The organism is Streptomyces celluloflavus, assembly GCA_000720995.1.
In the GTDB taxonomy this organism is placed as follows: Bacteria; Actinomycetota; Actinomycetes; order Streptomycetales; family Streptomycetaceae; genus Streptomyces; species Streptomyces celluloflavus.
Genome location: JOEL01000016.1, coordinates 78,165 through 102,475, shown reverse-complemented (window position 1 = coordinate 102,475; position 24,311 = coordinate 78,165). Strand labels below are relative to the sequence as shown.

General features: G+C 72.8%; 16 protein-coding genes. 5 read left to right on the top strand and 11 right to left on the bottom strand.

The annotated features are described in order from the left end of the window. Positions 1 to 2: 2 nt before the first annotated feature. From IH09_RS17510 to IH09_RS17485, 6 genes are all read right to left on the bottom strand, one after another. Positions 3 to 1,127: a selina-4(15),7(11)-diene synthase gene (locus IH09_RS17510; protein WP_242640847.1), complete on the bottom strand. Its 1,125-nt coding sequence runs from the start codon at positions 1,125 to 1,127 to the stop codon at positions 3 to 5. A gap of 399 nt (positions 1,128 to 1,526) precedes the next feature. Further along, on the bottom strand, positions 1,527 to 2,930 hold the full coding sequence (locus IH09_RS17505) for a cytochrome P450 (RefSeq protein ID WP_052857218.1): 1,404 nt from the start codon (positions 2,928 to 2,930) through the stop codon (positions 1,527 to 1,529). Positions 2,931 to 3,418: 488 nt separating this feature from the next. Next, positions 3,419 to 3,841 (bottom strand): hypothetical protein, encoded by a 423-nt coding sequence (locus IH09_RS17500; protein WP_052857217.1) that lies wholly within the window; start codon positions 3,839 to 3,841, stop codon positions 3,419 to 3,421. A gap of 253 nt (positions 3,842 to 4,094) precedes the next feature. Next, entirely contained in the window at positions 4,095 to 4,508 is a 414-nt protein-coding gene (locus IH09_RS39110; protein WP_052857216.1) for a GlcG/HbpS family heme-binding protein, read from the bottom strand. 59 nt (positions 4,509 to 4,567) lie between these two features. Further along, complete coding sequence (locus tag IH09_RS17490) at positions 4,568 to 5,731, bottom strand: tryptophan 2,3-dioxygenase family protein (RefSeq protein WP_052857215.1); 1,164 nt, start codon at positions 5,729 to 5,731, stop codon at positions 4,568 to 4,570. A gap of 3 nt (positions 5,732 to 5,734) precedes the next feature. Further along, positions 5,735 to 6,847, bottom strand: a complete 1,113-nt coding sequence (locus tag IH09_RS17485) for a methyltransferase (RefSeq protein ID WP_318279479.1) — start codon at positions 6,845 to 6,847, stop codon at positions 5,735 to 5,737. Positions 6,848 to 7,172: 325 nt separating this feature from the next. On the opposite strand from IH09_RS17485, the gene IH09_RS17480 reads away from it, so the two are divergent. The 4 genes from IH09_RS17480 to IH09_RS17465 are packed head-to-tail and all read left to right on the top strand — an operon-like array spanning position 7,173 to position 14,941. Further along, the gene (locus IH09_RS17480; RefSeq protein ID WP_052857250.1) at positions 7,173 to 8,690 is read left to right on the top strand and encodes a flavin monoamine oxidase family protein; all 1,518 of its coding nucleotides are present in this window, start codon (positions 7,173 to 7,175) and stop codon (positions 8,688 to 8,690) included. Next, positions 8,687 to 11,914, top strand: a complete 3,228-nt coding sequence (locus IH09_RS17475; protein ID WP_052857214.1) for a ferritin-like domain-containing protein — start codon at positions 8,687 to 8,689, stop codon at positions 11,912 to 11,914. Before IH09_RS17480 ends, IH09_RS17475 begins: the two co-directional genes overlap by 4 nt. Positions 11,915 to 11,957: 43 nt before the next feature. Continuing rightward, the gene (locus IH09_RS17470; RefSeq protein ID WP_052857213.1) at positions 11,958 to 13,580 is read left to right on the top strand and encodes an FAD-dependent monooxygenase; all 1,623 of its coding nucleotides are present in this window, start codon (positions 11,958 to 11,960) and stop codon (positions 13,578 to 13,580) included. Positions 13,581 to 13,624: 44 nt separating this feature from the next. Further along, on the top strand, positions 13,625 to 14,941 hold the full coding sequence (locus IH09_RS17465) for a cytochrome P450 (RefSeq protein WP_052857212.1): 1,317 nt from the start codon (positions 13,625 to 13,627) through the stop codon (positions 14,939 to 14,941). A 26-nt stretch (positions 14,942 to 14,967) separates the two neighbouring features. Here the strand turns inward: IH09_RS17465 and IH09_RS17460 are convergent, their stop codons facing one another. From IH09_RS17460 to IH09_RS17450, 3 genes are all read right to left on the bottom strand, one after another. Beyond that, the gene (locus tag IH09_RS17460) at positions 14,968 to 17,883 is read right to left on the bottom strand and encodes an ATP-binding protein (RefSeq protein WP_052857211.1); all 2,916 of its coding nucleotides are present in this window, start codon (positions 17,881 to 17,883) and stop codon (positions 14,968 to 14,970) included. A gap of 96 nt (positions 17,884 to 17,979) precedes the next feature. Then, positions 17,980 to 19,497: a DHA2 family efflux MFS transporter permease subunit gene (locus tag IH09_RS17455; protein ID WP_110952379.1), complete on the bottom strand. Its 1,518-nt coding sequence runs from the start codon at positions 19,495 to 19,497 to the stop codon at positions 17,980 to 17,982. Then, the gene (locus IH09_RS17450) at positions 19,494 to 20,840 is read right to left on the bottom strand and encodes an amidohydrolase family protein (RefSeq protein WP_052857209.1); all 1,347 of its coding nucleotides are present in this window, start codon (positions 20,838 to 20,840) and stop codon (positions 19,494 to 19,496) included. Before IH09_RS17450 ends, IH09_RS17455 begins: the two co-directional genes overlap by 4 nt. Before the next feature lie 403 nt (positions 20,841 to 21,243). On the opposite strand from IH09_RS17450, the gene IH09_RS17445 reads away from it, so the two are divergent. Beyond that, complete coding sequence (locus tag IH09_RS17445) at positions 21,244 to 21,741, top strand: MarR family winged helix-turn-helix transcriptional regulator (RefSeq protein ID WP_052857208.1); 498 nt, start codon at positions 21,244 to 21,246, stop codon at positions 21,739 to 21,741. A gap of 96 nt (positions 21,742 to 21,837) precedes the next feature. On the opposite strand, the gene IH09_RS17440 is transcribed toward IH09_RS17445, so the two are convergent. Together IH09_RS17440 and IH09_RS17435 are read right to left on the bottom strand one after the other, a co-directional pair. Then, positions 21,838 to 22,167, bottom strand: coding sequence for a putative quinol monooxygenase (locus tag IH09_RS17440; RefSeq protein WP_052857207.1), 330 nt, complete (start codon positions 22,165 to 22,167; stop codon positions 21,838 to 21,840). A gap of 290 nt (positions 22,168 to 22,457) precedes the next feature. Continuing rightward, positions 22,458 to 24,233, bottom strand: coding sequence for an FG-GAP-like repeat-containing protein (locus IH09_RS17435; RefSeq protein ID WP_052857206.1), 1,776 nt, complete (start codon positions 24,231 to 24,233; stop codon positions 22,458 to 22,460). Between the last annotated feature and the right edge of the window lie 78 nt (positions 24,234 to 24,311).

Genomic DNA, 24,311 nt, shown 5'->3' with positions numbered 1-24,311 from the left:
CTCTAGGCCGGCTTCCGCGCCGCCCACTCAGCTGCGGACGCGTCCCCGTTCCCGTACCGCGGCGGGGTGCCGCCGCCGGCGGGCAGCAGGTCCCACCACCAGGAGATGACGGGGATGTCCAGGGGCTCGCGACTGTCGTCGGTGGGCGTCTCGCGCAGCGTCGTGGGGAGCCCGGCCGGGTCGTCGGGGGTGGTGTAGCGGAGGGAGGTGATGCCCCAGTCCTGTGATCCGCGGATGAAGGAGGCCAGGCCGCTCAGGTACTGCCGCAGCTGCGGGCTGGCCTCGTGACGCAGCTGCGCGGACAGCCGCATGAACAGCGTCATCACCCGGTCCCGCTGGGCGATGGCCGTGGTCAGGGCCTGGTCCGGGCCGATGCCGTGCTCGTGCTGCAGCACCCGCAGGACGTTGAGGTAGTAGCCCTCGCTCCGGCTCTCCTTGTGGTGCGAGAAGATGTCGTTGTCCCAGGTGATGACGAACGAGGCCATCTCGGCCGCGGCGCGCACGGCGGTCCGGTCCCGTTCGTACGGCTGGAGTTCGTAGCCGTGCCCCATCTCCAGGATCGGCAGCACGACCGAGGTCGCGCCGTCGTACAGGCGCATCAGGGTGTAGTCGGACAGGCTCGGGACGGTGCCCTCGCTGCGGTGGGACGCCTCCCAGACCACGGAGAAGAAGTACTCCCGCAGGGCGTCCAGCCAGCGGGCCGTCTGCCCCTCGGTGCCGTACCGGGAGACCCTCGACCGCAGGTCGCGCAGCCCCTCCGCGAGCGGGTCCGCCCGCAGGAGCTGGGCCTCCGGGTTCTGCGCCACCCGCAGCAGCCGGTGCAGCACCGCCGTCAGGCCGCCCGGACTGCAGCCCAGGTCGCCCTCCTCGCAGTACCCGTCGTCGACGCCGAAGAGCCACAGCACGAAGTCCGCCAGAAGGGACACCACCTCCTCCTGGCCCTCGGGCAGTATCCGGGCGGAGAACGCCCCGATGCCGTGGGTGACGAGCCGCTCCCGCAGTTCGTCGGACCCTATGGCGAAACGTTCCGCCCAAGCCGTCGTCCGGATCTCGATCGCCTCGTGGCGGGGGTGGATGGCCGGCGGAATGGGCGAGTAGGTCGGCGGAACTATCAGCTCGGGTCCCACTTCTGACCACCTCTCAGCTGTCGTGCGGCACTCTCGGCCGGGTACGCGAATGCCGCGCGACCGGCCTACCGGATGTGCCACCGGCACTCCGTGAATGATCAACTACGGCGCATCGTACGCATCACGTACGTCTGATCCAATAGCGGCGTCACCAGGTCTTCGTGGACGCGGGGCGGGCCGCCGGTGCCCGGCCGGCCCTGTGGCGGGCCGGCCGGGTGCGGGCTAGGGCGTGTCGTCACAGTGGCGTCGTTCGCCCGGAGGGCGGGTCCCGCGGTGTCTGGTGCGGTGCATCGCAAGGCGGAGGGTCGCCCCGATACTGGGTGTATCGGGGTGATCCCGACAACGCCGCGAGATGCCGTGCCAGGCGCCGCGGGGCAGGCGCCACTGTGACGACACGCCCTAGGAGCGTGCCCGGAAGAGCGACCGCCACCAAGGCGTGCGGGCGGGGCGGGTCTCCTGCGGCGCCGGTGTCCGGCCCGCGGCGGCGGGCGGCGCCGCCCCGAGGCGCGGGGGTGCGGCTGCCCGCCCCTGCTCCGGCTTGAATTGCACGGGCAGGCTGTCCAGGCGCTCCGACAGCCACGCGGGGTGCGTCTGGAGCTCGCCCTCGTGCACCGCGAGCCGCAGATCACGCAGCCGCGCGAGCAGCGTGTCGATGCCGGTGTCCGCGATGGCCCGGCCGATCTCCCGGCCGGGGCACTCGTGCGGGCCGCTGCTGAAGGCGAGGTGGGAGCGGTTGCCGTGGACCGGGGCGGACAGATCGGGCCGGATCTCCGGATCGGCGTTGCCGGCCGCCAGTCCGAGGAGCAGCATGTCGCCGGCCGCGATGCGGCGGCCGCCCAGTTCGGTGTCGCCGATGGCCCAGCGGCCCGGGATCGCCGACAGCGGCGGCGCGTCCCACAGGACCTGCTCCAGGGCGTCGGGCAGCGTCATCTGACCGCCGGTCAGGTTGAGGCGGAAGCGGCGGTCGGTCAGCACCATGCGCAGGGTGTTGCCGATCAGGTTGACCGTGGTCTCGTTCGCGGCGACGAGCACGAGCCGCAGATGCTCCATCACCTCGTTCTCGGTGAGGTTCGACTCGTGGCCTATCAGCCAGGAGGCGAAGTCATGTCCCGGTTCGGACCGTTTGCGCTCGGCCAGCGTCCGCAGCGTCTCGACCACGAACTCATTGCTGGTCATGGCGGTCTCGCTGCCCCGCATCAGGTCCTGCGCGGCGTCCACCAGGCGCGGCCCGTATCCCTCGGGCATCCCGAGGAGCTGGGTCATCACCAGCATCGGGAGTTTCTCGGCGTACTGCGAGATCAGGTCGGCCTCGCCGGTCGCGGCGAACGCGTCGATCAGCTGGTTGGTGTACCGGACCACGTAGCGGCGGATCCCCCGGCGGTCGAACCGGGCCAGGCTGTCGGTGACGGCTCCGCGCAGCCGTACGTGGTCCGCGCCGTCGGCGAACACGCAGATCGGCTGCCACTCGATCATCGGGCGCAGCGGGGAGTCCGCGGTGACCCGGCCCTCCCGGAACATCCGCCAGTTGCGGGAATCGCGGGAGAACCGGGAGGGGTTGCGCATCACCTCAAGGTTTTCCCGGTGTCCCAGCACCAGCCAGGCGGGCAGGTCGCCGTGCAGCAGCACCGGTGCCACGGAGCCGTACTTCTGGCGGAGCACCTCGTACAGCGCCTGCGCGTCCCCCTCCGCCTCGGGCCCGTACAGCCGTTGCAGCCCCTCGGTGCCCGCACCGTGCGCAGGGCAGCCCGGGGGCGGCACGGGTCCGGAGCCGTCGCTGTGGTGAGCTGGGCGCGGGGTGGTCACGGGGCCTCCGAAGGTGGTGAGGACGGTCGGCTGCGCACGCGATCACGACGGGCCGCGGCCGACTCCCCGCGCACGGACATCGCGTCGGCGCCGGACCGGGGGCCGGCTGCCGCTGCCCCGGTCCGGGATGTGCGGCGGCCGGGCCATCGAGCCATACGCAGGGGGATTACCGGTTGCCGAGCCACAGCCCTGCCCGGTGGCCGCCCGCGCAAGGATGTCACGACAACAGCCCAGATCCCGCCGCATGGACACCTACAAGATCATGAGCCGCGCACAGCATAGCTCTGGTCCGTTTCCGCCTGACAAACGTTCGATCCGCGGTTCCGGACGGCGCCGGACCAACCGGGCGGGCGACGGCCACCGGCCGCGGTTGCCGGCCGTCGCCGACCGGGCACGACGGCCTCCATGGCAGTGCGGCCCTCGGGGGAGACGGTTCGGCGGTGCCGGGACGCCGGGCCGCCGATGCCGCCGGTCCGGCTGCCGCTCCGTCAGTCGGCCTGCGCCCGCCGGTACAGCCGCTCGGCGCCGGTGCCCGGCCAGGTGGCGTACGCGTACGCGCTCTCGCCGCCGGGCAGGTCCTTGCCGGCCGTGGTGACGCCGGTCAGCGTGCCGGTTCCGGTCGCCGGGTCGGATCCGGTCGCCGGGTCGCATCCGGCGAAGTGCCGGCCGCCACTCGCGCCGTGTGCCCTATCGCACCGCGTGCCCCGCAGCAGCGGGGTCTCCGGCCCGGACCGGACGGGCCCGGCGCAGTGCACCGTGCGGGCCCCCTTGAAGGGCGTTCCGAAGTTGGCGTGCGGATAGCCGAACGCGTCGGTGAACTGCCCCTTCCGGGGCTGGGTGAACGCGGCCCGCCGACTGCCCACCACGTTCGTCACGGTCCGCCCGTCGGATGCGGGGTGGGCGACCGCCATGGCGGCGTCGTATCCGGCCGCGGCGACGGTGGAGGGGGCCGCGCCGGCGACCCACTTCGAGAGGACCAGGAGTTGGATGACGCTGAATCCGCCGTGTGGCTTCGCGCCGTTCCGGTAGCCCGGTACGCAGGAGAAGGTGTGGTTCCCGTCGCCGGCGTCGCGGCTCCCCCGCCCGGCTCCGGTGACGCGGCCGTGCTCCGCCGGATGCCGTCTCGTGGCCGGCGCACCGGTCCGGCCACAAGACGGCCGCGGGTCAGCCCGCCGCGGCGGTCACGCCCGTCTCGGCGATGGGCTCGTCCTCGCCCTTGGTCCCGCCGGCCACCCCGATGGCCCCGGCGATCGCGCCGTCGACGACGATCGGGATGCCGCCGGGCAGCAGCGCGGAACCCGGCTGGGTGGCCATGGTGGCCAGCAGGATCGGGTCCTGTGCGGCGAATTTGCCGAACGCCACGGTGGGTACGCCGAGTCCGGCCGCGGTGACCGCCTTGTGCGTGGCGATGGTGGTGGACCAGAACGTGGCGGTGTCCATCCGGGCGAGGGTCTGGAGGTTGCCGCCGCTGTCCACGACGGCGACCGCGACGGCGACGTTCAGCTGTGCCGCCTTGGCCAGGGCGGCGTCCAGAACGCGACGGGCGGCGTCGGCGGACAGAATCGGAATGATGGTCACTGAGGGGCTCCTGTTGTGGTCTGGTGGCGCCCCGGAAAACGAGCGGGAGAGCCGGTCGGTCACTGCAGGGCGAACTTGAACATCGCCTCGTCGACCGGTCCCGGGGTTCCGGGAAGGCAACTGTCTTTGTTCACGAATCTCTTGAGGTATCCGGCTCCTTCGGTGCCACCGGACCCCTTGAGCTGACGGGGCAGATAGAGCCGGCCGAATCCGTAATGCCGTCCCCGCCAGGTCAGCATCGACCGTTCCACCGCGTCGAATGCCGTCCTCAACTCCGGCTTCCCGGAGGCGATAACGGCGTCACGCAGCGGCCAGTGGTCACGATACGGCGGATCGTTCAGCATTCTGAGGTGGCGGATCCCGCAGAACACCTCGGATTTCCGGGGATCGTAGCCGAACAGCGCAAGCTCCATGAGGTGGAAGTTGAGCGACTGTACGGCGCTGGCCGCCCCGGTGGCCTCGCGGAAGTTCATGAACTGCTGCGGTGAGAGCGTTTTGAGGACATGGAAGATTCCGTTGAGCAGTTGGGCGAATTCCGCTACCTGGCCGATACGGAAAGCCGCCGCCGTCGGGTCGTCCGCGGCTATCGCGGTGATCGCCCGGCAGGCGGTCCACCGTGCCAGATAGAACGCGAGTTCGCAGGAATGCACGGCCCGCAGAAACAGATGCTCATTGTCGTCATCGGACTGGGGAAACGCCGTGCACCGGGTGAGTACGGAAAGCCGCCAGCTCAGCACGTCGTCGTGGTCCACCCGCCCCATGCCGCCGGCGCCCCGCACCGGCCCTTCGGGGGCGATGGCCACCGCGTCCACCTGTTCGATCAATTCCCGCAATCGGGCCAGTCGCTCCGGCAGATAGGGGGCCGCGCCGGAGACCAGATCCGCGCGGGCCCCTTCCCGGGCGGCGAGATCGGCGAGAGTCGCCCGCAGCCCGCTGATTCCCGCGGCGACCGGTTCGTCCGCGTACGGGGCCAGGAACCAGTCGTAGACGTGCAGGCTGGTGTAGCGGTAGTACTCGGGGATCTGTTCGCGGCGGCTGAACGGCCGGGTCAGCAGCCGTACGATCTCCTGCTCCGCGCCGCCGCCGGCCGCGGCGCTCTCGTGCCAGCCGGCCAGCCGTGCGCGGTCCGCCCCGGTCAGTCCGGCCCTGCCATGGGCGCCCTGCATCCGGACGATGTCCTCCGCCGCGCCCGGCAGGCTCACCTCGGGCGGTATGCCTCGCATCCGTCAGCCTCCGTCGGGTGCCGAGTGGCCGATGACGAGGTGCTTCTCGCGGCTGGAGCGGCGCACTTCGCAGTCGGTGAACCCCGCGTCACGCAGCAGGCCCAGGTATTCGCCCGCGGTCCGGTGCCGGCCCCGGGTCTCGACATGCATGGAGAGGTTCATCACCGCGGTGGCCAGCGGACGGTGGCCGTCGTCGTCGAAGAGCCGGTCCATGACCAGCACCCGCCCGCCGGGGGCGCAGGCCCGCCGCGCCTTGCGCAGCAGCGTCGCGCAGGTGTCGTCGTCCCAGTCCGACAGGACGTAGCCGAAGGCGAGCTGGTCACCCTCGGGCAGTTCGTCGCGGAAGAAGTCGCCGGGGGCGAAGCGGAGCCGCTCACCGAGGCCGTACGCGTCCCGGGAGCGGGCGAGGTGGGGTGCCACGTGCGGCAGGTCGAAGACGGTCGCGCGGAGCGCCGGCGTACGGAGCAGCGCGGAGACCGAGAAGGGGCCGTTGGCCCCGCCGACGTCCACCAGGTGCCGGGCCGCGCCCAGTCCGGCGAGCGCCACCAGTTCGTCGGAGACCTCGAAGCTCAGCTGCCACATGGCGCGCAGGAAGGTCGCCGTCGATCCCTCGTCGGCGTACATCGCGTCGAAGGGGGCGGGCAGGTCCGCGTCCACCCGCGCCTTGCCCCGCGCGACATAGTCGGCCAGCTGGGGCAGCCGCCCGGAGGTGCTGGTGACGAGGTGCTGGAGGAACGCGCCGGTGTAGCGGGGGCTGTCCGGGTCCAGATAGGGGGCGGATTCCGGGGGCACCCGGTATCCGTCGCGGTCGTCCCCGGTCAGCACGCCGAACGCCTGGAGCGCGATGAGCAGCCGGCGCAGCGTCTCCTCGTCGGTCCCGGTGGCGGCGGCGATGTTCCCGGTACGGCTCGCGCCGTGCGCGATCAGGAAGGCGAACACCCCGTGCCGGTCCGCCAGCTGGACGGCGTGCGTGGCGTGGATACCGAACACCGCCCGCTCCAGCGGTTCGGGCATGGCCCCGTCGCCCGGTGGTGGCCCGGTCGCGTCGCCGGGGTCGGACGGTGCCGTGCGGGGTGCGTCCCCACCGCTCCGGTCGTCGAGTGTGCGCTGCTCCACCACTGCCCCCTCCCGCCGGCTCGCGCCGGACCGCTGGAACCCCGGTGAGCCCGTGGTGACGGCCGCTCACCCCGTGGCCGGACACCCGGTCGGGGTGCGCGTCGCCGGCGGAGAACCGGGGAGCCCAGGATCGCCCTGATCCGGGGCCCGGCCGGTGCGGCGGCCGGCAGACCGTCCGTTCGTGCGGGGTGCCGGTCGTACCACCGCCGTGCCGCTCGTGGCGGACCGCGCGTCAACCACCCGCGTTCCCGCCCGGACCGGGGATGTGGCGGGCGTCCGCCGGACCCAACAATGGCGACGAAATTGAGCGAGGAAGTTGATGCGCATGCCGACCGTTTCTCCGCAGACCACCGAGCAGCCCCTCCCCTCCCCCGGCAGACCGAAGAAAAAGATCACCATCATCGGTGCCGGGATATCCGGCCTCGTGGCGGCGTACGAACTCGAACGGCGCGGCCACCGTGTCGAAATACTGGAGGGGCGCCTGGACGTCGGCGGCCGGGTGCGCACCCACCGCTTTCTGCCCGGCCGGCCGGGTCCCTCGGTCGAACTCGGGGCCATGCGCGTCCCGGCCACCCACCGCCGCACCATGCACTACATCCGGGAACTCGGCCTCGCGGACCGGGTCAGGGAGTTCCGGACCCTCTTCCAGGACGACGCCGCCTATCTGGAAACGCCTTCCGGACATCAGCGCATACAGGACGCCTCGCAGACGCTCGTGGCGGAACTGCGGCGGCGCCTGGGCAGCCACGACTACGACGATGCGACGGTGCTCTTCGGCGCCTGGCTGGCCGTGCGGGTGAACGCCATCGCACCCCGCAGGTTCCGCGAGAGCATCCACGACGGGCTGGACCGCGAGATCCTCGGGCTGGTCGAGGGAATCGACCTCAGGCCGTATGTGTACGGCCGCGGCAGGGACCGGATCGATCTGCACGCCCTGTTCGCCGGCCATCCGCAGATCCAGGCGGGCTGCACCGGGCGGCTGTACCGGTTCGTCGAGGACATCGTCAACGAGACCAGTTCCCGCCTCATACGGTTGCACGGCGGTATGGACCAGATCGCGCACCGGCTGCGGGACCGGGTCCGCGGGCCGATCGGCCGGGGCCAGGAAGTGGTGGGGATAGAGGTGCGCGACCGCGACGTCGTGCTCCGTATGCGGCGCGGCTTCGGCACGGTCACCAGGAACTGCGACTACGTGCTGTGCACCGTCCCCTTCTCCGTACTGCGGACCATGGATCTGGTCGGGTTCGACGACGAGAAGCGGGCGATCGTGCACGATATGAAGTACTGGTCCGCCACCAAGGTCGCCTTTCACTGCCGCGAGGCGTTCTGGGAGGCGGAGGGCATCACCGGCGGCGGTTCCTTCACCGGCGGGCTGATCCGGCAGACCTACTACCCGCCGGCCGCGGACGACCCGGCGCTCGGCGCGGCCCTGCTCGCCAGTTACACGATCGGGGACGACGCGGATGTGCTCGGCCGCCTCCGCCGGCCCGACCGCATCGCCCTGATACTGGACGAACTGACCGCCATACACCCGCAGTTGAAGATACCCGGCATGATCCTCGGGGTGGCGGACCAGGTGTGGGGCACGGCTCCGTCGAGCAGAGGGGCGGCGGCCGTCCGCTGGGGCAAGGACATCGCGACCTGCGAGGCGGAACGGCGCTCGGCGGCCCGCCCGCAGGGGCGGCTGTTCTTCGCCGGCGAGCACTGCTCCACGTATCCGGCCTGGATCGAGGGCGCCATCGAATCGGCGGACAACGCCGTACGGGAGATCGAGTTCCACGAGACCGGCGGGAGCACGGCGGTCGTCACCGGCGGCTGCGCGGTGTCGGAGGAACCGGCATGAGCGTCTTCGACCTCCCGCGGCTGCACTTCGCCGGCACCGCCACCACACAGCTGCCCACCGGGCCGCGCAGCGGACTGGTGGACCTCGCGACGAACACCGCGCTGACCCCCGACGGCCGGCCGTTCCCGGTGGACCGGCCGGCCGGTGAGTACCACGACGTGCTGTACGGCATGGGGCCGGATTCCGGTGCGGGTCCGCAGTTCGGCGGCAGCGGCCACTTCGCCGTCGAGGCCCGGATCGTCGGCACGGAACGCGCCGCCGGAGCGGTGCGCACCGACGATCCGGTGGTCGGCCGCAGCGTCGATCTGTGGGGCCACTACAACGAGTACTTCGCCACCACGGCCAACCGGGCCCGGGTGTTCGACGTCGATCCGTCCTCCAACTGGACCACCACCCTCATGATCGGCCAGCTCGGCTTCGGCCGGCAGGGGCGGTCGCTGGACGTCGGCTATCTCTGCACCGGTGATGTCGAGGGGTTCCAGCCGCCGCGCTGGCAGGTCTTCGCCCCGCCCGTCGGCACCGAAGGACCGGCGGCCTCCCGGCTGCCGCTGTCGGCGGTGTACCAGTTCGTGGTCGCCGGTGCCGGCGCGCTGCACTGGCCCGAGCAGTCAACCCGGTCGGCGCAGTCCCCCGTCGTGGCGGACCTGCGCGCCGAGGTGGAGTCCGGCGGCAGCGACGGTCTCGTCGTGCAGTTCGCCCTCCGCGGCGGCGCGGCACCGACCGTCCCCGGGCACCCCACCCCCTGGCGGATCCACGGCACGATCGCGCCATGGCGGGCCGACGAGCTGCGCTCGTACCCCGCGGGACGGCTGCTCACCGCGCAGGGACCGCCGGGCGGCCACCCGTACCCGGTACCGCGCCAGCTCACCGTCGAGGTGGGACCGGAGCAGGTCACCTTCAACCTGATCGCCGGCCCGCCGTCGTCGGCGGCCCGCCGGGACGCCGACGGCGGCGGCTGGGAACTGCGGACGGCGCGCAGCGACCGCCTGGTGGCCGAACTGCCCGCCGGTGCCTGGCCGTTGGACCGGGACCTGACCAGCGGCGTGGTGACCGTACCCCGCCGGCCGGGGGCGGCCGCGGCCGGGCACGAGGCGCTGCGCCTGGTCGTGCGCGGCGGCGCCGGTGACCGGATCCCGGTACTGGCCGAGCGGGAGGTCAACCTCCAGGCGGACGACGCGTGCCTCATCGTGGACCACCCGGACGGCGAGCACGACGACTCCTACGACGTCCGGGTCGCGGTCCGGTCCCTGGTCCGGGGGCGGCCCGGCCCGCTCGGCGCCGTCCACGTCCGGCAGTTCTTCAACCCCCGCGCCCTCCCCCGGGACCCGGCGGCCCGCTCGCCCCGGGCGCGCGCCACCGATATCGGCATCGTGCGGCTGCGCCCCGGCCACGCCGAGGGCGACTCCGGCTGGGCGGACGGGTGCACCATCAGCACCGACGACGAGGGGCGCGGGTCCTTCGTGCTGCGGGGCGCGCGGCCCGGCTGCGCCAGAATCCTGCTGTCGGCGGCGGACGAGGACCTGCCCGCCGCGCCGTCCCGGCCCGGCTCCGCCGCCGTGGCATACGACAACGACGACCGGCTCGGCTACTGGTCGGGCGCCGGCCACCTGTCGGTGCGGGTGCTGCCCGACGACTGGCGGCTGGCCGCCGTACCGCCGGACGAGGTGACCTTCGGCCTGGTCCACACCGAGGTCTTCGCCTTCTACGAACTGCTGTTCTCCTTCATGAAGGAGAAGGTCTTCAGCCTGGCGGACCGGTTCCGGGTGGAGACCTACGCCCGGCTGATCTGGCAGATGTCCGACCCGAAGAACAAGGCGAAGACGTACTACATGCCGCCCAGCCGCGATCTGTCGGAGCCCAAGGCCCGGCTGCTGCTGGCCTATCTGCGGCTGCGCGACACCCCCGGCACGGTCCTCACCACCCGCCGGGCCGCCCCGCGCCCGGCCCCGGGCATCCGCACCCGCGACCACCTGGTGGCGACGGTGCGGCACGCCGTCATGATCGAGCTCGCGGTCACCCTCCAGTACCTCTACGCGGCCTATTCGCTGCCGCTGCACGGCGCCGGGCTGGAGTATGTGCGCCGGCGGAAGTGGACGGCCGAACAACTGCGGGCGGTCTGCGGCGACGGCGGGGAGACCCTCGACGACGGGGTCCGCAGCACCCTGCTGCGGGTGGCCCGGGAGGAGATGGTCCACTTCCTCGTCGCCAACAACATCCTCATGGCGCTCGGTGAGCCGTTCCACTTTCCCGCGATCGATTTCGGCACCGTCAACAACGAACTGCTCGTCCCGCTCGACTTCTCGCTGGAAGCCCTGGACGTCGGCAGTATGCAGCGGTTCATCGCCATCGAGCAGCCGCACCGCATCGTCGGTGACGTCGGCTACGGCGGGCTGGGCACTCCGTCCTGCGGTGAGGCCCCCGGCCGGGCCGTGTACACCTCACTGAGCGAGCTGTACGCCGACGTACGGGAGGGGCTCCGGCGCGTCCCCGGCCTGTTCCTGGTGGACCGGGGACGGGGCGGCGGGGAGCACCATGTGTTCCTGCGGAAGTCGGTCAACTCCGTGCACCCCGACTACCAGCTGGAGGTCGACGACCTGGCCAGCGCGCTCTTCGCGGTCGACTTCATCACCGAACAGGGCGAGGGCCAGGTCCTCTCCCCGGGGGCGGCACCGCCGGACGAGGAATCGCATTTCGACGCCTTTCTGCGGATCTCCGATCTGCTGATGGCCATGCGCCTGAACCGGCCGCCGGGCCACCACCCGGCACCGGACTTCGCCTATCCGGTGCTGCGCAACCCGACCCTGACCGCGGGCGGCACCGCCCGGCAGGTCATCACCGAGCCGACGGCCCGTCAGGTCGCCGGGCTCTGCAACGGCTCCTACTTCATGATGGCCCAGCTCATGGTCCAGCACTTCGGCGAGTGCCCGGACGCGAGCCTGCGGCGGTCGGACCTCATGAACTGCTCCATCGAGGTCATGAACGGTGTGCTGCAGCCCCTGGCCGAGCTGCTGGCGGTGCTGCCGTCGGGGGTGCCGGGCCGGACGACCGGCGCACCGTTCGCGCTCGGCAGGGCGCCGGAGCCCCTCGCCCGCCCGGACGTCGCCCGGCGCGCCTTCGCACAGCGCTTCGGCGACCTCGCGCAGACCGCGCGGAAGTACCCCGTCATCCCGGACCGGGTGCCGGAGACGCTGGCCTTCCTGGCCGCCCGTTTCCGTGCGTCGTGACCTGTCCGGCCCCGTTCCCCTCCACGTCAGGAAGGCGAGACAGATGGTCTCTGTGCACCAGACCGACGTACTCATCGTCGGCGGCGGCCCGGTCGGTATGGCGTTGGCCCTGGATCTCAGATCGCGCGGGGTGAGCCACACCGTCATCGAAGCGAGCGACGGTACGGTGTCCCACCCCAAAGTCAGCAACATCGGCCCGCGGTCCATGGAGTTCTTCCGCCGCTGGGGCGTCGCGGACCGGATCCGCGCGGCGGGGTGGCCGCGGGACCACACCCTGGACAGCGTCTGGGTCACCCGCGTCGGGGCACATGAGGTGTACCGGCTCTCCGTCGGCACCAGTCTGACCCGGCGGCCCTTCGCCCACACCCCGGAGCCCGACGAGATCTGCCCGCAGCACTGGCTGGCCCCGCTGCTCGCCGACGAGGTGGGCCGCCACCCCGCGGGCCCGCTGCGGCTGAACTGCCGGCTGGACACCTTCCGCCAGGACGACGACGGGGTCACCGCCACCGTCATCGACCGGACGACCGGAGCGGTCGGCGCCATCGAGGCCCGCTATCTGGTGGCCTGCGACGGCGCCTCCTCGCCGATCCGCAAAGCCTGCGGTATCGACGCACCGGCCCGTCACCCCACCCAGGTCTTCCGCAATATCCTCTTCCGCGCCCCGGAACTCGGCGACCGCCTCGGGGCGAACAAGGCGCTCTTCTACTTCCTGCTGCTCTCGGACTCCCTGCGCTTCCCGATGCGGGCGATGGACGGCCGCGACCTGTTCCGGCTGTCGGTCCGCGTGGACGGCGGCCGGGAGGCGGCCCAGCCCGCGCCGGCGCTGCTGCGCCGGGCACTGGCCGTCGACACCCCGGTCGAGGTCCTCTCCGACCATCCGTGGCATCTGACGCACCGGGTGGCGGAGGATTTCCGCTGCGGCCGGGTCTTCCTCGCCGGCGACGCCGCCCACACCCTGTCCCCCTCCGGCGGGTTCGGGATGAACACCGGGATCGCCGGCGCCGCCGACCTGGGCTGGAAGCTCGCCGCCGAACTGGCCGGCTGGGCGGGGCCGCTGCTCCTGGACACCTACCGCACCGAGCGGCGGCCCGTCGCGGAGGAGGCCGTGGAGGAGGCGAACCGCAACCTCGTCCGCACGATGAGCCGTACCCTCCCCGACGGCCTGCACGAGGACAGCCCGGCGGGCGAGCGCGCGCGGGCCGCGATGGCCGGACAGCTGGCGCGCAGCGGCATCAGCCGCGAGTTCAACGCCCCCATGATTCACATGGGCTACCGCTACACCTCACCGGTCATCGTCCCCGACCACTGCCCGCCCCCCGCCGACGAGAGCGCGGAGCACCCCAACAGCAAACCCGGATCCCGCGCCCCGCACGCCTGGCTCAAGCCGGGGCTCTCCACCCTCGACCTGTTCGGTGACGGCTTCCGGCTGCTGTGCTTCGCCGGGCCGGACGGGGCGCCCGGACAGCTGCGGCACGACGGATACGAACGGGCCTTCGCCGACCGGCACATGCCCTTCGGTATCACCGTGTGCCACGACGCCGAGATCGCCGCCGTCTACCGGCGCCCGTTCGTCCTGGTCCGGCCCGACGGCCATGTGGCCTGGCGGGGGCAGGAGCTGCCCGCCGACCCCGGCCGGCTCGCGGACACCGTGCGCGGCGCCCGCTGAACCGCGCGAGCGCGCGTCCACCACTCCCGCGAGGAGGAGGCACCATGCCGACCGACGATCTGCCACCGTTCGGCCTGCGGGGCTGGCCCGCCGCGGCCCTCGCCGATCCCTACCCCGTCTATCTGCGCTACCGGGAGAAGTCCCCCGTGCACTACGTGCCGGGGCCGCCGGACGAACCGGGTACCCACTACGTCTTCGGCTACGACCAGGTCGCCGAGGCGCTCTCCAGTCAGCGGTTCGGGCGCAGCGCGGCCGCCGCCGCGGGCGTCGCGGCGCCCCGGCCGGCCGGCCGTCACCAGGCCCTGCACACCATGATCGCGAACTGGCTGGTGTTCCTGGATCCGCCCCGGCACACCGCCCTGCGGTCCCGGCTCAGCGCGGAGTTCACCCCCAAGGTGGTCCTCGGCCTGCGGGCCCGGATCCGGGACATCGCCGGGGAACTCCTCGCGAATCTGCGGCGCAAGGACGTCGCCGATCTGGTGGCGGAGTTCGCCGCGCCCTTTCCCGTCCTGGTCATCTGCGAACTGCTCGGCATACCCGGGGAGCACCGCGGCTGGCTGCGGGAACGCTCCGTGCGCCTCCAAGAGGCGAGCACCTCGCGGGCCGGTGCCGGTCCGGACGGGTACGCCCGCGCCGGCACCGCCGCCCGGGAACTCCGTGACTTCTTCGGGGACCAGATCCGGCAGCGGCGCGACGGGCCGACGGCGGGCCTCATATCGCTGCTGGTACGGGAGCCCGGCCCGCTCCCGGACCGCGCGTCCGGACCCGGTGGGCCGCTGTCGGACGACGAGATCGCCGCGACCTGCGTCCATCTGCTCACCGCCGGCCACGAGACCACGACGCACACCCTCGCCAAGTCGGTACTGGCCCTGCTCGACCGGCCCGGCACGCTCGCCGAGCTGTGCGCGTCGCCGTCGCTGCTGCCGGGGGCCGTCCACGAACTCGTCCGGTTCGACTCACCGGTGCAGGCCGTGAGCCGGTGGGCCTACCAGGACGTGACCCTCGGCAGGCACTGCATCCGCCGCGGCTCGAAGGTGATGCTGCTGCTGGGGTCAGCCAACCGGGACCCCCGGCACTTCGCCCGGCCCGATGTCCTCGACATCCACCGGCCCCCCGACCGGCATCTCGGTTTCGGCCTGGGCATCCACTACTGCCTGGGGGCCGCGCTGGCGCGGGCCGAGGTCGAGATCGGCCTCGCGGCGATGCTGGAGTTCCTGCCCGACGCCCGGCTGGCCGGCCGGCCGGTGCCGTACGCGGACGATCTGGTGTTCCACGGCCCGGCGCAGCTGTGGTTGCGCACCGGTGGGCGGAGCGGCCGCGCGGGGCCGCTCCGGACCGGACCGGACCGGCCGCCCGGCTGAACCGGCCGGCGGGACGCCGGTCGCGCTCACCGGTCGGCGCACCCGGCGCGGGGCGTGCCGTCGTGCCCGGTGCTCTGCCGGTAGCGCGCCAGTTCCAGCCGGGAGTGGACACCGAGTTTGCGGAAGATCTGGCGCAGATGGAAGGCGACCGTGTGCTGCGAGAGGAACATGCGGACGGCGACCTGACGGTTGGTCATCCCCTGGAGTACGTGCTCGGCCACGGTGTGTTCGGTGCGCGTCAGGCTCTGCCAGCCGGTCTTCGGCTGGTCGGAGCGGGTCCAGTGGCGGCGGCGGACACCGATCGCCCGCAGCCGGCGGCGCACCCGGGCGGTGTCACCCGCCGCCCCCAGCTGTCCGTACCGGGCGAGGGCGCTCTCCAGGTGCTGCGCGGCAAGTGCCCGGGAGGTGTCGGTCAGCAGGGCGCCCAGGTCCTCGGCCGCCGAGGCGCGTACCCAGGCGTCGCGGTGGTGCGCGGCGGCCGACTCCAGGGCGGCGGCGTCCCGTTCGACCAGGCCGCGGGCGTGGTCGGCGGCCGCGCGCACCGCGGTGATACCGGGATTGGTCCGCGCCAGCCGGTCCGCCGCCGCGCTGACGGCGGCCGCCCGGGTCCGCCGGCCGCCGGCCAGCAGGAGGCGGACCAGCCACGGTGCGAACGCGGGCTCCTCGATCAGCAACGCCCGGCGGCCGCACTCGTTCGTCCAGAGCTCCTCGACAGCGGTCTCCAGCGCCTGGTCACCGCCGCTCGCCAGGGCGATCTGCGCCTCGATCCAGGCGGCGGCCGCCGCGCACACCCGCCCGCGGTCGTCCGGCAGCGCGTCCCTCAGGCGGCGCGCGTACTCGCCCGCCTCGGCCAGCTCACCCCGGTACGAGGCCACCGTCGCGAGGACCAGCCAGGCCAGCGGCATCAGCACACCGGCCCCGGCCTGCTCAACGACGGCGAGTCCGGCGGCCGCCTCGCGCGCGGCCTCGTCGAGCTCGCCCCGGGCGAGCCGCAGCCGCGCGCGCACCAGCCTGGGCACCCCCGCCGAGACGAATTCGACGGTGCGCGGTGCCTTCCCGAGCGCGGCTTCGGCCTCGGCGAACCGGCCGGTGTGGGCAAGCATCATGGCGGACATCAGCCGCGGATGGGTGTGCCACTCGATGGCGGCCCCGCCGTCGGCGAGTTCGGCGGCCTCCTGGCAGAGCGACAGCGCCTCGTTGAGCCGTCCCGCGCGCCACCGCATCACGGCGAGCGTGGTGGTGACGCCCGCCTGGATGTCGAGGTCGCCGGCCTCCCGCAGCACCCGTTCGGCGTGCTGCACACCCCGCGCCTCGTCCTGCGCCGACCAGGCGGCGAGCTGGTTGAGTACGGCCCGTTGCCGCAGGTGGGCGGGGGCGCCGGGATGCGCGAGGAGTTCCTCGGCGACATCCAGGCAGTCGGCGGTCCGGCCGAGCAGCAGCAGTGCCGTCGACAGCCAGTAGCGCAGCCGCGCCGCGGTCTCCGGATCGAGGGGGCGGATGAGGGCGTCGCGGGCCAGGGTGACGGCGGTCGGGAGCGAACCGGCGCGTACGCATGCCTCCACGGCGATCACCGTGAGCGGTTCGTGTGCCTCGTCGACGACGGGCCCGACCAGTTCGAGGCCGCGCAGCGCCAGGTCCGCGGCGGTCCGGGGGGTGGTGGTCACCGACTCCTCGGCGGCCCGGCGGAGCAGTCCCGCCATGGCCGGGTCCCCGCGGTGCGCGCCGTGGATGAGGTGGGTGGCCACCGCCGCCGCGGAACTCCCGCGCGCCATGAGGATGCCCAGCGCCTGCCGGTGCATGGCGCCGCGGACCACCGCGGGCAGGTCCGCCACGAGCGCCTGCCGCATCAGGTCGTGGCGGAACGTCACGGTGTCGCTGCCGCGTTGCAGCATGCCCGCCGCGACCGCTTCCCGGAACCGCGGTACCAGTGCCCCCACCGGTTCGCCGAGCATCTCCGCGATGTCCTCCGGGAGGCAGGCTGGGCCCAGTACGGTCGCGACCTCCATGAGCAGACGGGTCTGCGGGGACACCGTCGCCAGCCGCTCGTCCATCAGCGCGTCGAACCAGCGGGGTACCGGGCGGGGTGTGGCCGGGGTCCGTACCTCCGCCGTGGCGTCGCCGTCCTCGGTGGCCAGCCGGGCCGTGCCGCTCTCCACCCGGACACCGCCGTGTTCCAGGAGCTGCCGGCAGACCGCGGCGAGCAGCCGGGGGTTGCCCTGGGCGAGGCCGAGCAGGGTGCGCAGTTCGGCGTCGGGCGGACCGCCCAGCCGGTCGGCGAACAGTTGCGAGACGGCGTCGTCGGAGAGCGGTCCGAGGGTGATCCGCAGGGTTCCCGGCGGATCCCGCGGCGGCCGGGCCAGGGTGCGCGCGGCCGTCTCCGCCGGTTCCCGCTCGGTGCGCCGGGCCGTCAGCCACACCAGCGGGGAGTTCCGGAGCCGGGCCATGAGGGGGCGCAGCGCCGGGGTCAGGGACGGGGCGGGGCCCTCGTCGCAGGTGATCAGCAGCGGGGACCGCTTGAGGCGGGCGTCCAGCAGCGTCAGCGAGGCGGCCGGGAGATGCCGGTCGTCGGGCGTCTCGCGGGTCACGCCGGGCGCGCTCGGGGTGCGCTCGGCGTCCGGCGGCCCGGTGAGGGCGTGGACCAGCGAGCCCAGCGCCACGGACGGCGAGAACTCCTCGCCCTTGAGCCGGATCACCGTGAAGCCCCGTGCGGACGCCGCGCGTTCGGCCTCGCGCAGCAGGCGGGTCCGGCCGATGCCGGCCGGGCCGTTGAGCCATCCTTCCGTGCCACGCCGTGAGTTCTGTGCCCGGTCGAGGGCCCGGCAGAGCAGGCGCAGTTCCTCCTCACGCCCGCGCAGGGGCCGTACGGCCGGACGGGACCGGTCGGCGCGGGCCTCGGATCCCGGCTCGCGCTCGCCGTCGTACCGGGTGGTCACCTTTCCCATGGCGGGGACTTGCACCTTTCGCGGACGGGAGGCGGCGGGCTCGTCCGCACCGCGCGCGGGTCGCGGCAGGTCCTGCCGCATGGGGTCGCGCTGTTCCTAGGGGGCTTCCGACGGGGTCTCCGGTCCGGACGCCAGGTCCTTGCCGGGGGCCGTCGTGGGGAGGGGTTTGGGGTGGGGCGCCGGCCAGCCGGGCAGCAGCACGGCGAGCGCGGCGCAGACGAGCGCCGCGTACATGGCGACGGTGTAGGCGGTGGAGAGCCCGGCGACGTACTCCGTGCGGAACACCGGGCTGCCGGCCGGTGCCGTCACATCGCGCGCGACGAGCGTGGCCAGGACCGCGACGCCGAGCGCCTGGCAGACGCGCTGGGTCGCCTGGAGCAGCGCGGTCCCGTTGCCGACCGCTTCCCGGGGCACGTCGCTGAGGGCGGTGACCTGGGTGGTCGGCGGGATCGCGCCCGCGCCCGCGCCGGCCAGCAGCAAGGGCCCCACCAGGCCGAGCGGGTCGGGGTCCGAGGCCCGTGCGCGCAGCAGCGCGATGCCTCCGGCGAGCAGCAGGAAGCCCGCGGTGAGCGGCAGCCGGGGCCCCCAACGGTCCCGCACCCGGCCCGCGAGGACGCCGGCGACGCCGGAGGCGAGGGCCAGCGGCAGCAGGGCCAGCCCCGCGTCCAGCGCGGAGACGCCCCGGACCACCTGCATGGACAGCGGCAGCAGGAACTGCGTCCCGAAGAAGGGGATCTGGCCGAGGGCGTTGATGACGCTGCCGATGGCGTAGGTGCGGATGCGGTAGAGCCGCAGATGGAGCAGGGGCGCGGCCGAACGGAGCTGGACGGCGACGAGTACGGCGAGCGCGAGGGCGCCGACGGCGAACGCGGCGGGCACCGCGGCGCCGCCGGACGAGGCGGTACGGGAGCCGAGCAGGGACGCGCCCAGGAGCAGTCCGCCGAAGCCCACGCAGACCAGGCCGACGCTGGGCAGGCCGATCCGGCGGGCGGCCGCCTGCCGGGGTCCGTCGGGCAGGATGAACCGGCTCCCCAGGAGGACGCCGAGCGCACCGATCGGCACATTGATGAAGAAGATCCAGCGCAGCAGTCCGGCGTCCACGAAGGCGCCGCCCACCAGCGGCCCGACGGTCGGCGCGAAGACCAGGACGACGCCGAAGACGCCGAAGGCGAGGCCGCGTTTCTCCGCAGGGAAGGTGGTGAACAGCCGGGCGGAGCCCAGCGGCAGCGCGAAGCCGCCGGCGATGCCCTGGAGGGCGCGCGCCACGATGAGCAGCGGGAGGGTCGGCGCGAGGCCGCACAGCAGCGAGGCGGCGGCGAAGCAGCCCAGGGAGATCAGATAGACCCGTTTCGTACCGAACCGCTCGCCGAGCGCACCGGCCAGCGGGGTGGCGATGCCCAGCGCCAGCGCGTACGCGCTGACCACCCACTGCACAGCGGCGGTGGATGCCGCGTACTCCTGCTGGAGGGAGTGGATGGCGACGTTGACGACCGTGACGTCCAGGATCGTCATGAAGGAGCCGACGGATACCGCGAGCAGCGTCTTCCAGGGTGACGGCCCGCCGCGCGTGGCGGGCGGTGCGCCCCCGGCCACCGGAGGGGCGTCGCGTTTCATCGCGGAGGGTCCGCGGGGACGGGATGCCGCAGCGGGGCGGGGCTGCCGGCATCGGTGAGGGAGACGAGCTGTCCGTCCTTGACGACGGTGCGGGCGCGGATGCCGTCCAGTGCGGCGTCGGGCCGCAGCGGGTCTCCGTCGACCACGATCAGGTCGGCGCACCGGCCGGGTTCCAGTACGCCCAGCGTCCGTCCCTGACCGCAGAGCAGGGCCGCGTTGCGGGTGCTCGCCTCGACGACCTGGAGCGGGGTCATACCGGCGGCGAGGAGGTACCGCAGCTCCTGGCGCGGCATTCCCGCCGGGACGCCGGGCCGGCCCACCCAGTCGCTGCCCAGGGCGACCCGTCCGCCCGCTTCGAGATACTGCGACAGGACGGTGACCATGAGCTCCTCGATGGCCCGGAGGCCGTCCTCGGGGAAGTCCGGCAGGCCGTCGCGGATGTTGATGAGCTCGTTGCCGATGGTGGGGACGAGGTAGACGCCGCTCTCCACCATGCGGTGCAGTCGCCGGCACAGGTCGGGGAGCGCGGCCGTGCCGAGGGCGCCGTCGCGGTAGAGCTCGTGGTAGTCCGCCTCGGGCGGCAGCGGAAAGAGCATGTGCTCGACGCTGGTGACACCGGCGTCGAGGGCGATGTCCAGCTGGGTGACGTTGTGGACGTGGGAGCGGACGGGCAGGCCGTGTGCCTTCGCACGGCGGGCGGCGGCGGCGACCGGTCCGGGGCCGAGGACCGGGAGGTGGCCCGGGGAGCGGAAGTTGAAATCGAACGGCTCCTGGGCCAGCTTGATGAAGTCCGCACCGAGCGCGACCAGTTCGTCGACGGCCGCCTCGGCCTCGGTGGCGGAGGTGACGCCGCGGGCGACGGTGCCGTCGCCGCGGGTGCCCGGATAGCCGCCCGGGGCGGTGAGCGCGGGCCCGGAGGTGAACACGCGGGCGGCGGCGGGGTGCGCTCCGGCCCGGTGGAGCTGCGGCACCATGTCCGGCCCGCAGCCGGTGTTGCCCACGCTGGTCACCCCGTCCTTGAGGAGTACCCCCAGGACCGCCGGGACGTCCCGGTCGATGTGCGTGTGCGAGTCGATGAGGCCCGGCAGGGCGGTCTGCCCGTCACACCGCAGGATCCGGGCGGCGTCCGGGATGCGTACGCTCCCGGCCGGCCCGAGAGCCGTGATGCGGCCCGCTTCGACGACGATGACGCCCTGGCGCAGCGGCGGCGAGCCCGCGCCGTCGACGACGGTGCAGCCGACGAGGGCGAGCGCACCGGGGCCGCCTGCTGGTGGTGAGTCCGGGCCGATCGGGCTCACCGGATTCACGAAATCGTCCGCGGACGCGTCCGCTGTGTGACTCATCGAAGCTCTCCCGTCGATCGGATACCTGCACCGTCGGATACATACACCGAGCACGCGGTACCGGGCGGCATTCGCGCGCCTCATGGCGGTGTCAGTGGTGTGCTGCGGAGGGAATTTCGAGAAATACCGATCTCCGCACGCGGAGCATGCGGAAAGAACACAGATCCAAGATCGCTCATCATGATGTTAATGTGTTAACATAGGGGTCGTCAAGGTGAAATTGTGGGGATTTTTCGCACCCCGCGGCACCCGCTCACCACCGGACCGCCGCTGCCGGGCCACTGGCATCGCGGGGGCCGTTGGTACAGACTTCGATCGAGTGATTGTGCTAGTCGATATGGAGTCGGACAGGCCCGCCCGATGCGGCGGGGCGGACCGGCAGCAGGGAAGGTGGCGACAGGCCATGGCGCAGGACCCCACACTCCCTCCGAAGTCCGGGGCTTCCGCGGGCGGGGCGCACCCCTCGGCGGTCAAGCCCCCGCTGATGACCGCCCTCTACCAAACGGGCCGCGCGGTGGACGCCGCGGTCAACGCGGCGTTCGCGCCGATCGGTCTCAGCGCCTCCCAGTGGGCCGTCCTGCGCCTGATCGACGAGCAGCCGGGGATCGCGGGCGCCGAGATCGCCCGCAGGTCCGATGTGAGCCCGGCGGCCGTCACGACGATGCTCGACCGGCTCCAGTCGGCGGGGCTGGTGGAACGGCAGTCGCAGCCGCGAGGCCGCATCGTGGGCGCGTTCCTCACCGAACACGGGCGCCATCGCATGGGAGAGGGCGACGCCATAGCCCACGAGGTGGAGCGGGAGCTCACCCGGCCGCTCGGCCGGGAGGGCCTGACCCGCGTGCTCGACGACCTCAACTCCTTTGTGTCGACGCTCAATTCGCGGGACAAGAAGGAACCCTGACCGCGTTTCGGGGCAGGTCCGGCGCGGGCACGCCGCGGCCGCCGACGGGCGGCCGATGCCCGTCGACGGCCGGTTTCCGCCAGGCGCCGCCGGGGCTCACGCGTCGCGCGGTGCGAGCTCCGCCATCTCTCCCCAGCCGGTGCCCGGCACCTCGGTGTTGATGATCTCCGGCGTACCGGCGATCACCTCGGGCATCCACGCCATGGCGGTCCGGAAATGGTCGGAGTTCACATGCAGCTCACCGGCCTCGGCCGAGGCGAATGCCTCGACCAGGACGAACTGGTCGGGGTTGTCCACGCTGGTGGACCATTCGAAGAAGACATTGCCCGGCTCCCGTCGGGTGGCCCGGGTGAATTCGTCGACCAGCGAGAGCCAGTCCGCGCTGCGGTCGGGGCGCACGGTGAATTTGACGACAATGAAGATCATGGAACTCTCCTGTTTTCCGGCAGCCGCATCGCTGGGGGAATTCCAGGGATGCGTGCCGGTGCGGCGGTCACGTCCGTCCCGCCCGGCAGCAGCCGTCTGCGCACATCGCACGGTGCCGAGGCCACAGGGCACCGGCGTCCGCTCCGGCGGGACCTGCACCATCCTGCACGTCACCGGGCCGTACCCCGCGCTGCGGCCGGGCCGATTCCGGCCCTGCCGGAAAAACCGGCTGCCAAGAGAGCACCGCGCCGGCGGCCACCCGGAGACGGTGGCCGCCGGCGCGGGGGTGATCAGTGCAGGCTGGTGTAGGTGTTCCAGCCGTTGCCGATCTTCTGCCGGGGCTTGAACTTGCCGGTGCCGTCGGCGAGGTAGCTGTACAGATCGCCGTGCGAGTCGGTGGCCAGCAGGTCCGCGCGGCCGTCTCCGTCGAGGTCGCCCGGGGCGGCCAGCTGCTTGTACTGGTTCCAGCCGCCGCCGAGGCTCACCCGCGGCTTGAAGGGGGCGGTGGCCACGCCGGTGCCCTCGTACAGATAGAGCGTGCCGTCGGGGGTGCGGGCGACGATGTCCGTCAGGCCGTCGCCGGTGAGGTCTCCGGCGCCGACGATCTTGTCGTAGGCGTTCCAGCCGGCACCGACCTTGATCCGGCTCGCGACCCCGTAGCCGGCGCCGTCGCCGCGGTAGAGGTACAGGTTGCCGGCGCCGTCGCGGGCCAGCAGGTCGCCCTTGCCGTCGTTGTCGAGGTCACCGGGGCCGATCACCATGGTGTAGATGCCCCAGCCGGAGCCGAGGGAGTACGGGCCGGAGTCGGTGGCGCGGCTGTAGTTGTAGAGGGTGCCCTGGAAGATGTCCAGCAGATCGCCGCGGCCGTCGTGGTCCAGCGAGGACGCGAAGACGGGCTTCGACCCCAGCCACCCGCCGTCGTCGCTCGCCTGCTGGCGGGCGCTCAGCTTCCCGTTGTTCTCCGCGTAGTAGTAATAGAGCGTGCCGTGGGTGTCCAGGCCCAGCACTTCGGACTTGCCCAGGTAGGGGTTGCCGCCCGCCCCGGCGAAGAGCGAGGCCACGTTCCACCCCGAGCCGCCCGGGACCCGGCCGCGCAGCTGCCCGGTACCGTCGGAGCTGTAATAGAACAGCTGACCGTCCGGGGTACGGGCGAGAAGATCGCCGAATCCGTCGCCGTCGGCGTCGTCGATGCTCAGCAGCTGGTTGTAGATCCCGTAGCCGTAACCGACCTTCACCCGGGGCTTGAACGGGGCGGCGGCGTTGCCGGTACCCGCGTAGAAGTAGAGGTCACCGGCCGGGGTACGGGCGTAGAGGTCCCCGTAGCCGTCGCCGTTGGCGTCGTTGACGCCGACGATCTGGTCGTAGACCTGCCAGCCGCCGCCGATCTTGACGCGCGAGGCGAACGGGGACACCAGCCGGCCGTTGGAGGCGTAGAGGTAGAGCTCGCCGGAGGGCGTACGGGCCAGCAGATCGTTCCTGCCGTTGCCGGTCAGGTCACCGGTCGCGATGAGCTTGTTGTACTCCTGCCATCCCTTGCCCGACCAGATCGGGGAACCCGCGCCGCTCATACCGCTCTGGCGGATGCCGAGCGTACCCGTCGACGACAGGGTCAGGATCGCCGTCTTGCCGCTGCCGTCCTGGTCGCCGAGGGGCACGACGTCCTTGAACATCTCATCGCCGTCGCCGGGTATGTCGTACCCCCGGACCGCCGACCCGTCGGACGGCGCGAGGTAGTACGCGCCGTTCTGACCTCGGTAGAGGAGGTCGCCGAGCCCGTCCCCGTTGAGGTCGAAGCGTGGCTTGGCCTTGGTGCGGGCCGCCGCGGCGAGCCCCTTCCCGGCCGCCGTCGACCGCTTGGCGGCCCGCGGCGGGAGCGTCAGGGTGGGCTGCCGGATGTCGGGGGTGATGCGCTTGAGCTGCCCGTTCGGCGCGGGCGGCCGTCCTTCGGCCGCTGCCGGTACGGATATCAGCGCGCCGACGGAGAGCACGAGCGCGGTGCAGGTCGCTATGCGCCGGGCACGACGGGAGCGTGCCCCGCCGAGACGGCCGGGTGCCTTGGAAGACATGGTCCCCCCCAGGGGAAGAGTGAACAGGGCTGGGCGAATTACGGATGCGCACGACTCACACATGGGCCCAAAGGGCGC

What these genes read in the sequence shown, in the direction of transcription:
- IH09_RS17500 (WP_052857217.1), bottom strand. Translation starts at nt 3,841, where the DNA reads ATGGCGGTCGCCCACCCCGCATCCGACGGGCGGACCGTGACGAACGTG.
- IH09_RS17490 (WP_052857215.1), bottom strand. Translation starts at nt 5,731, where the DNA reads ATGCGAGGCATACCGCCCGAGGTGAGCCTGCCGGGCGCGGCGGAGGAC.
- IH09_RS17480 (WP_052857250.1), top strand. Translation starts at nt 7,173, where the DNA reads ATGCCGACCGTTTCTCCGCAGACCACCGAGCAGCCCCTCCCCTCCCCC.
- IH09_RS17475 (WP_052857214.1), top strand. Translation starts at nt 8,687, where the DNA reads ATGAGCGTCTTCGACCTCCCGCGGCTGCACTTCGCCGGCACCGCCACC.
- IH09_RS17470 (WP_052857213.1), top strand. Translation starts at nt 11,958, where the DNA reads ATGGTCTCTGTGCACCAGACCGACGTACTCATCGTCGGCGGCGGCCCG.
- IH09_RS17465 (WP_052857212.1), top strand. Translation starts at nt 13,625, where the DNA reads ATGCCGACCGACGATCTGCCACCGTTCGGCCTGCGGGGCTGGCCCGCC.
- IH09_RS17460 (WP_052857211.1), bottom strand. Translation starts at nt 17,883, where the DNA reads ATGGGAAAGGTGACCACCCGGTACGACGGCGAGCGCGAGCCGGGATCC.
- IH09_RS17455 (WP_110952379.1), bottom strand. Translation starts at nt 19,497, where the DNA reads ATGAAACGCGACGCCCCTCCGGTGGCCGGGGGCGCACCGCCCGCCACG.
- IH09_RS17450 (WP_052857209.1), bottom strand. Translation starts at nt 20,840, where the DNA reads ATGAGTCACACAGCGGACGCGTCCGCGGACGATTTCGTGAATCCGGTG.
- IH09_RS17445 (WP_052857208.1), top strand. Translation starts at nt 21,244, where the DNA reads ATGGCGCAGGACCCCACACTCCCTCCGAAGTCCGGGGCTTCCGCGGGC.
- IH09_RS17440 (WP_052857207.1), bottom strand. Translation starts at nt 22,167, where the DNA reads ATGATCTTCATTGTCGTCAAATTCACCGTGCGCCCCGACCGCAGCGCG.
- IH09_RS17435 (WP_052857206.1), bottom strand. Translation starts at nt 24,233, where the DNA reads ATGTCTTCCAAGGCACCCGGCCGTCTCGGCGGGGCACGCTCCCGTCGT.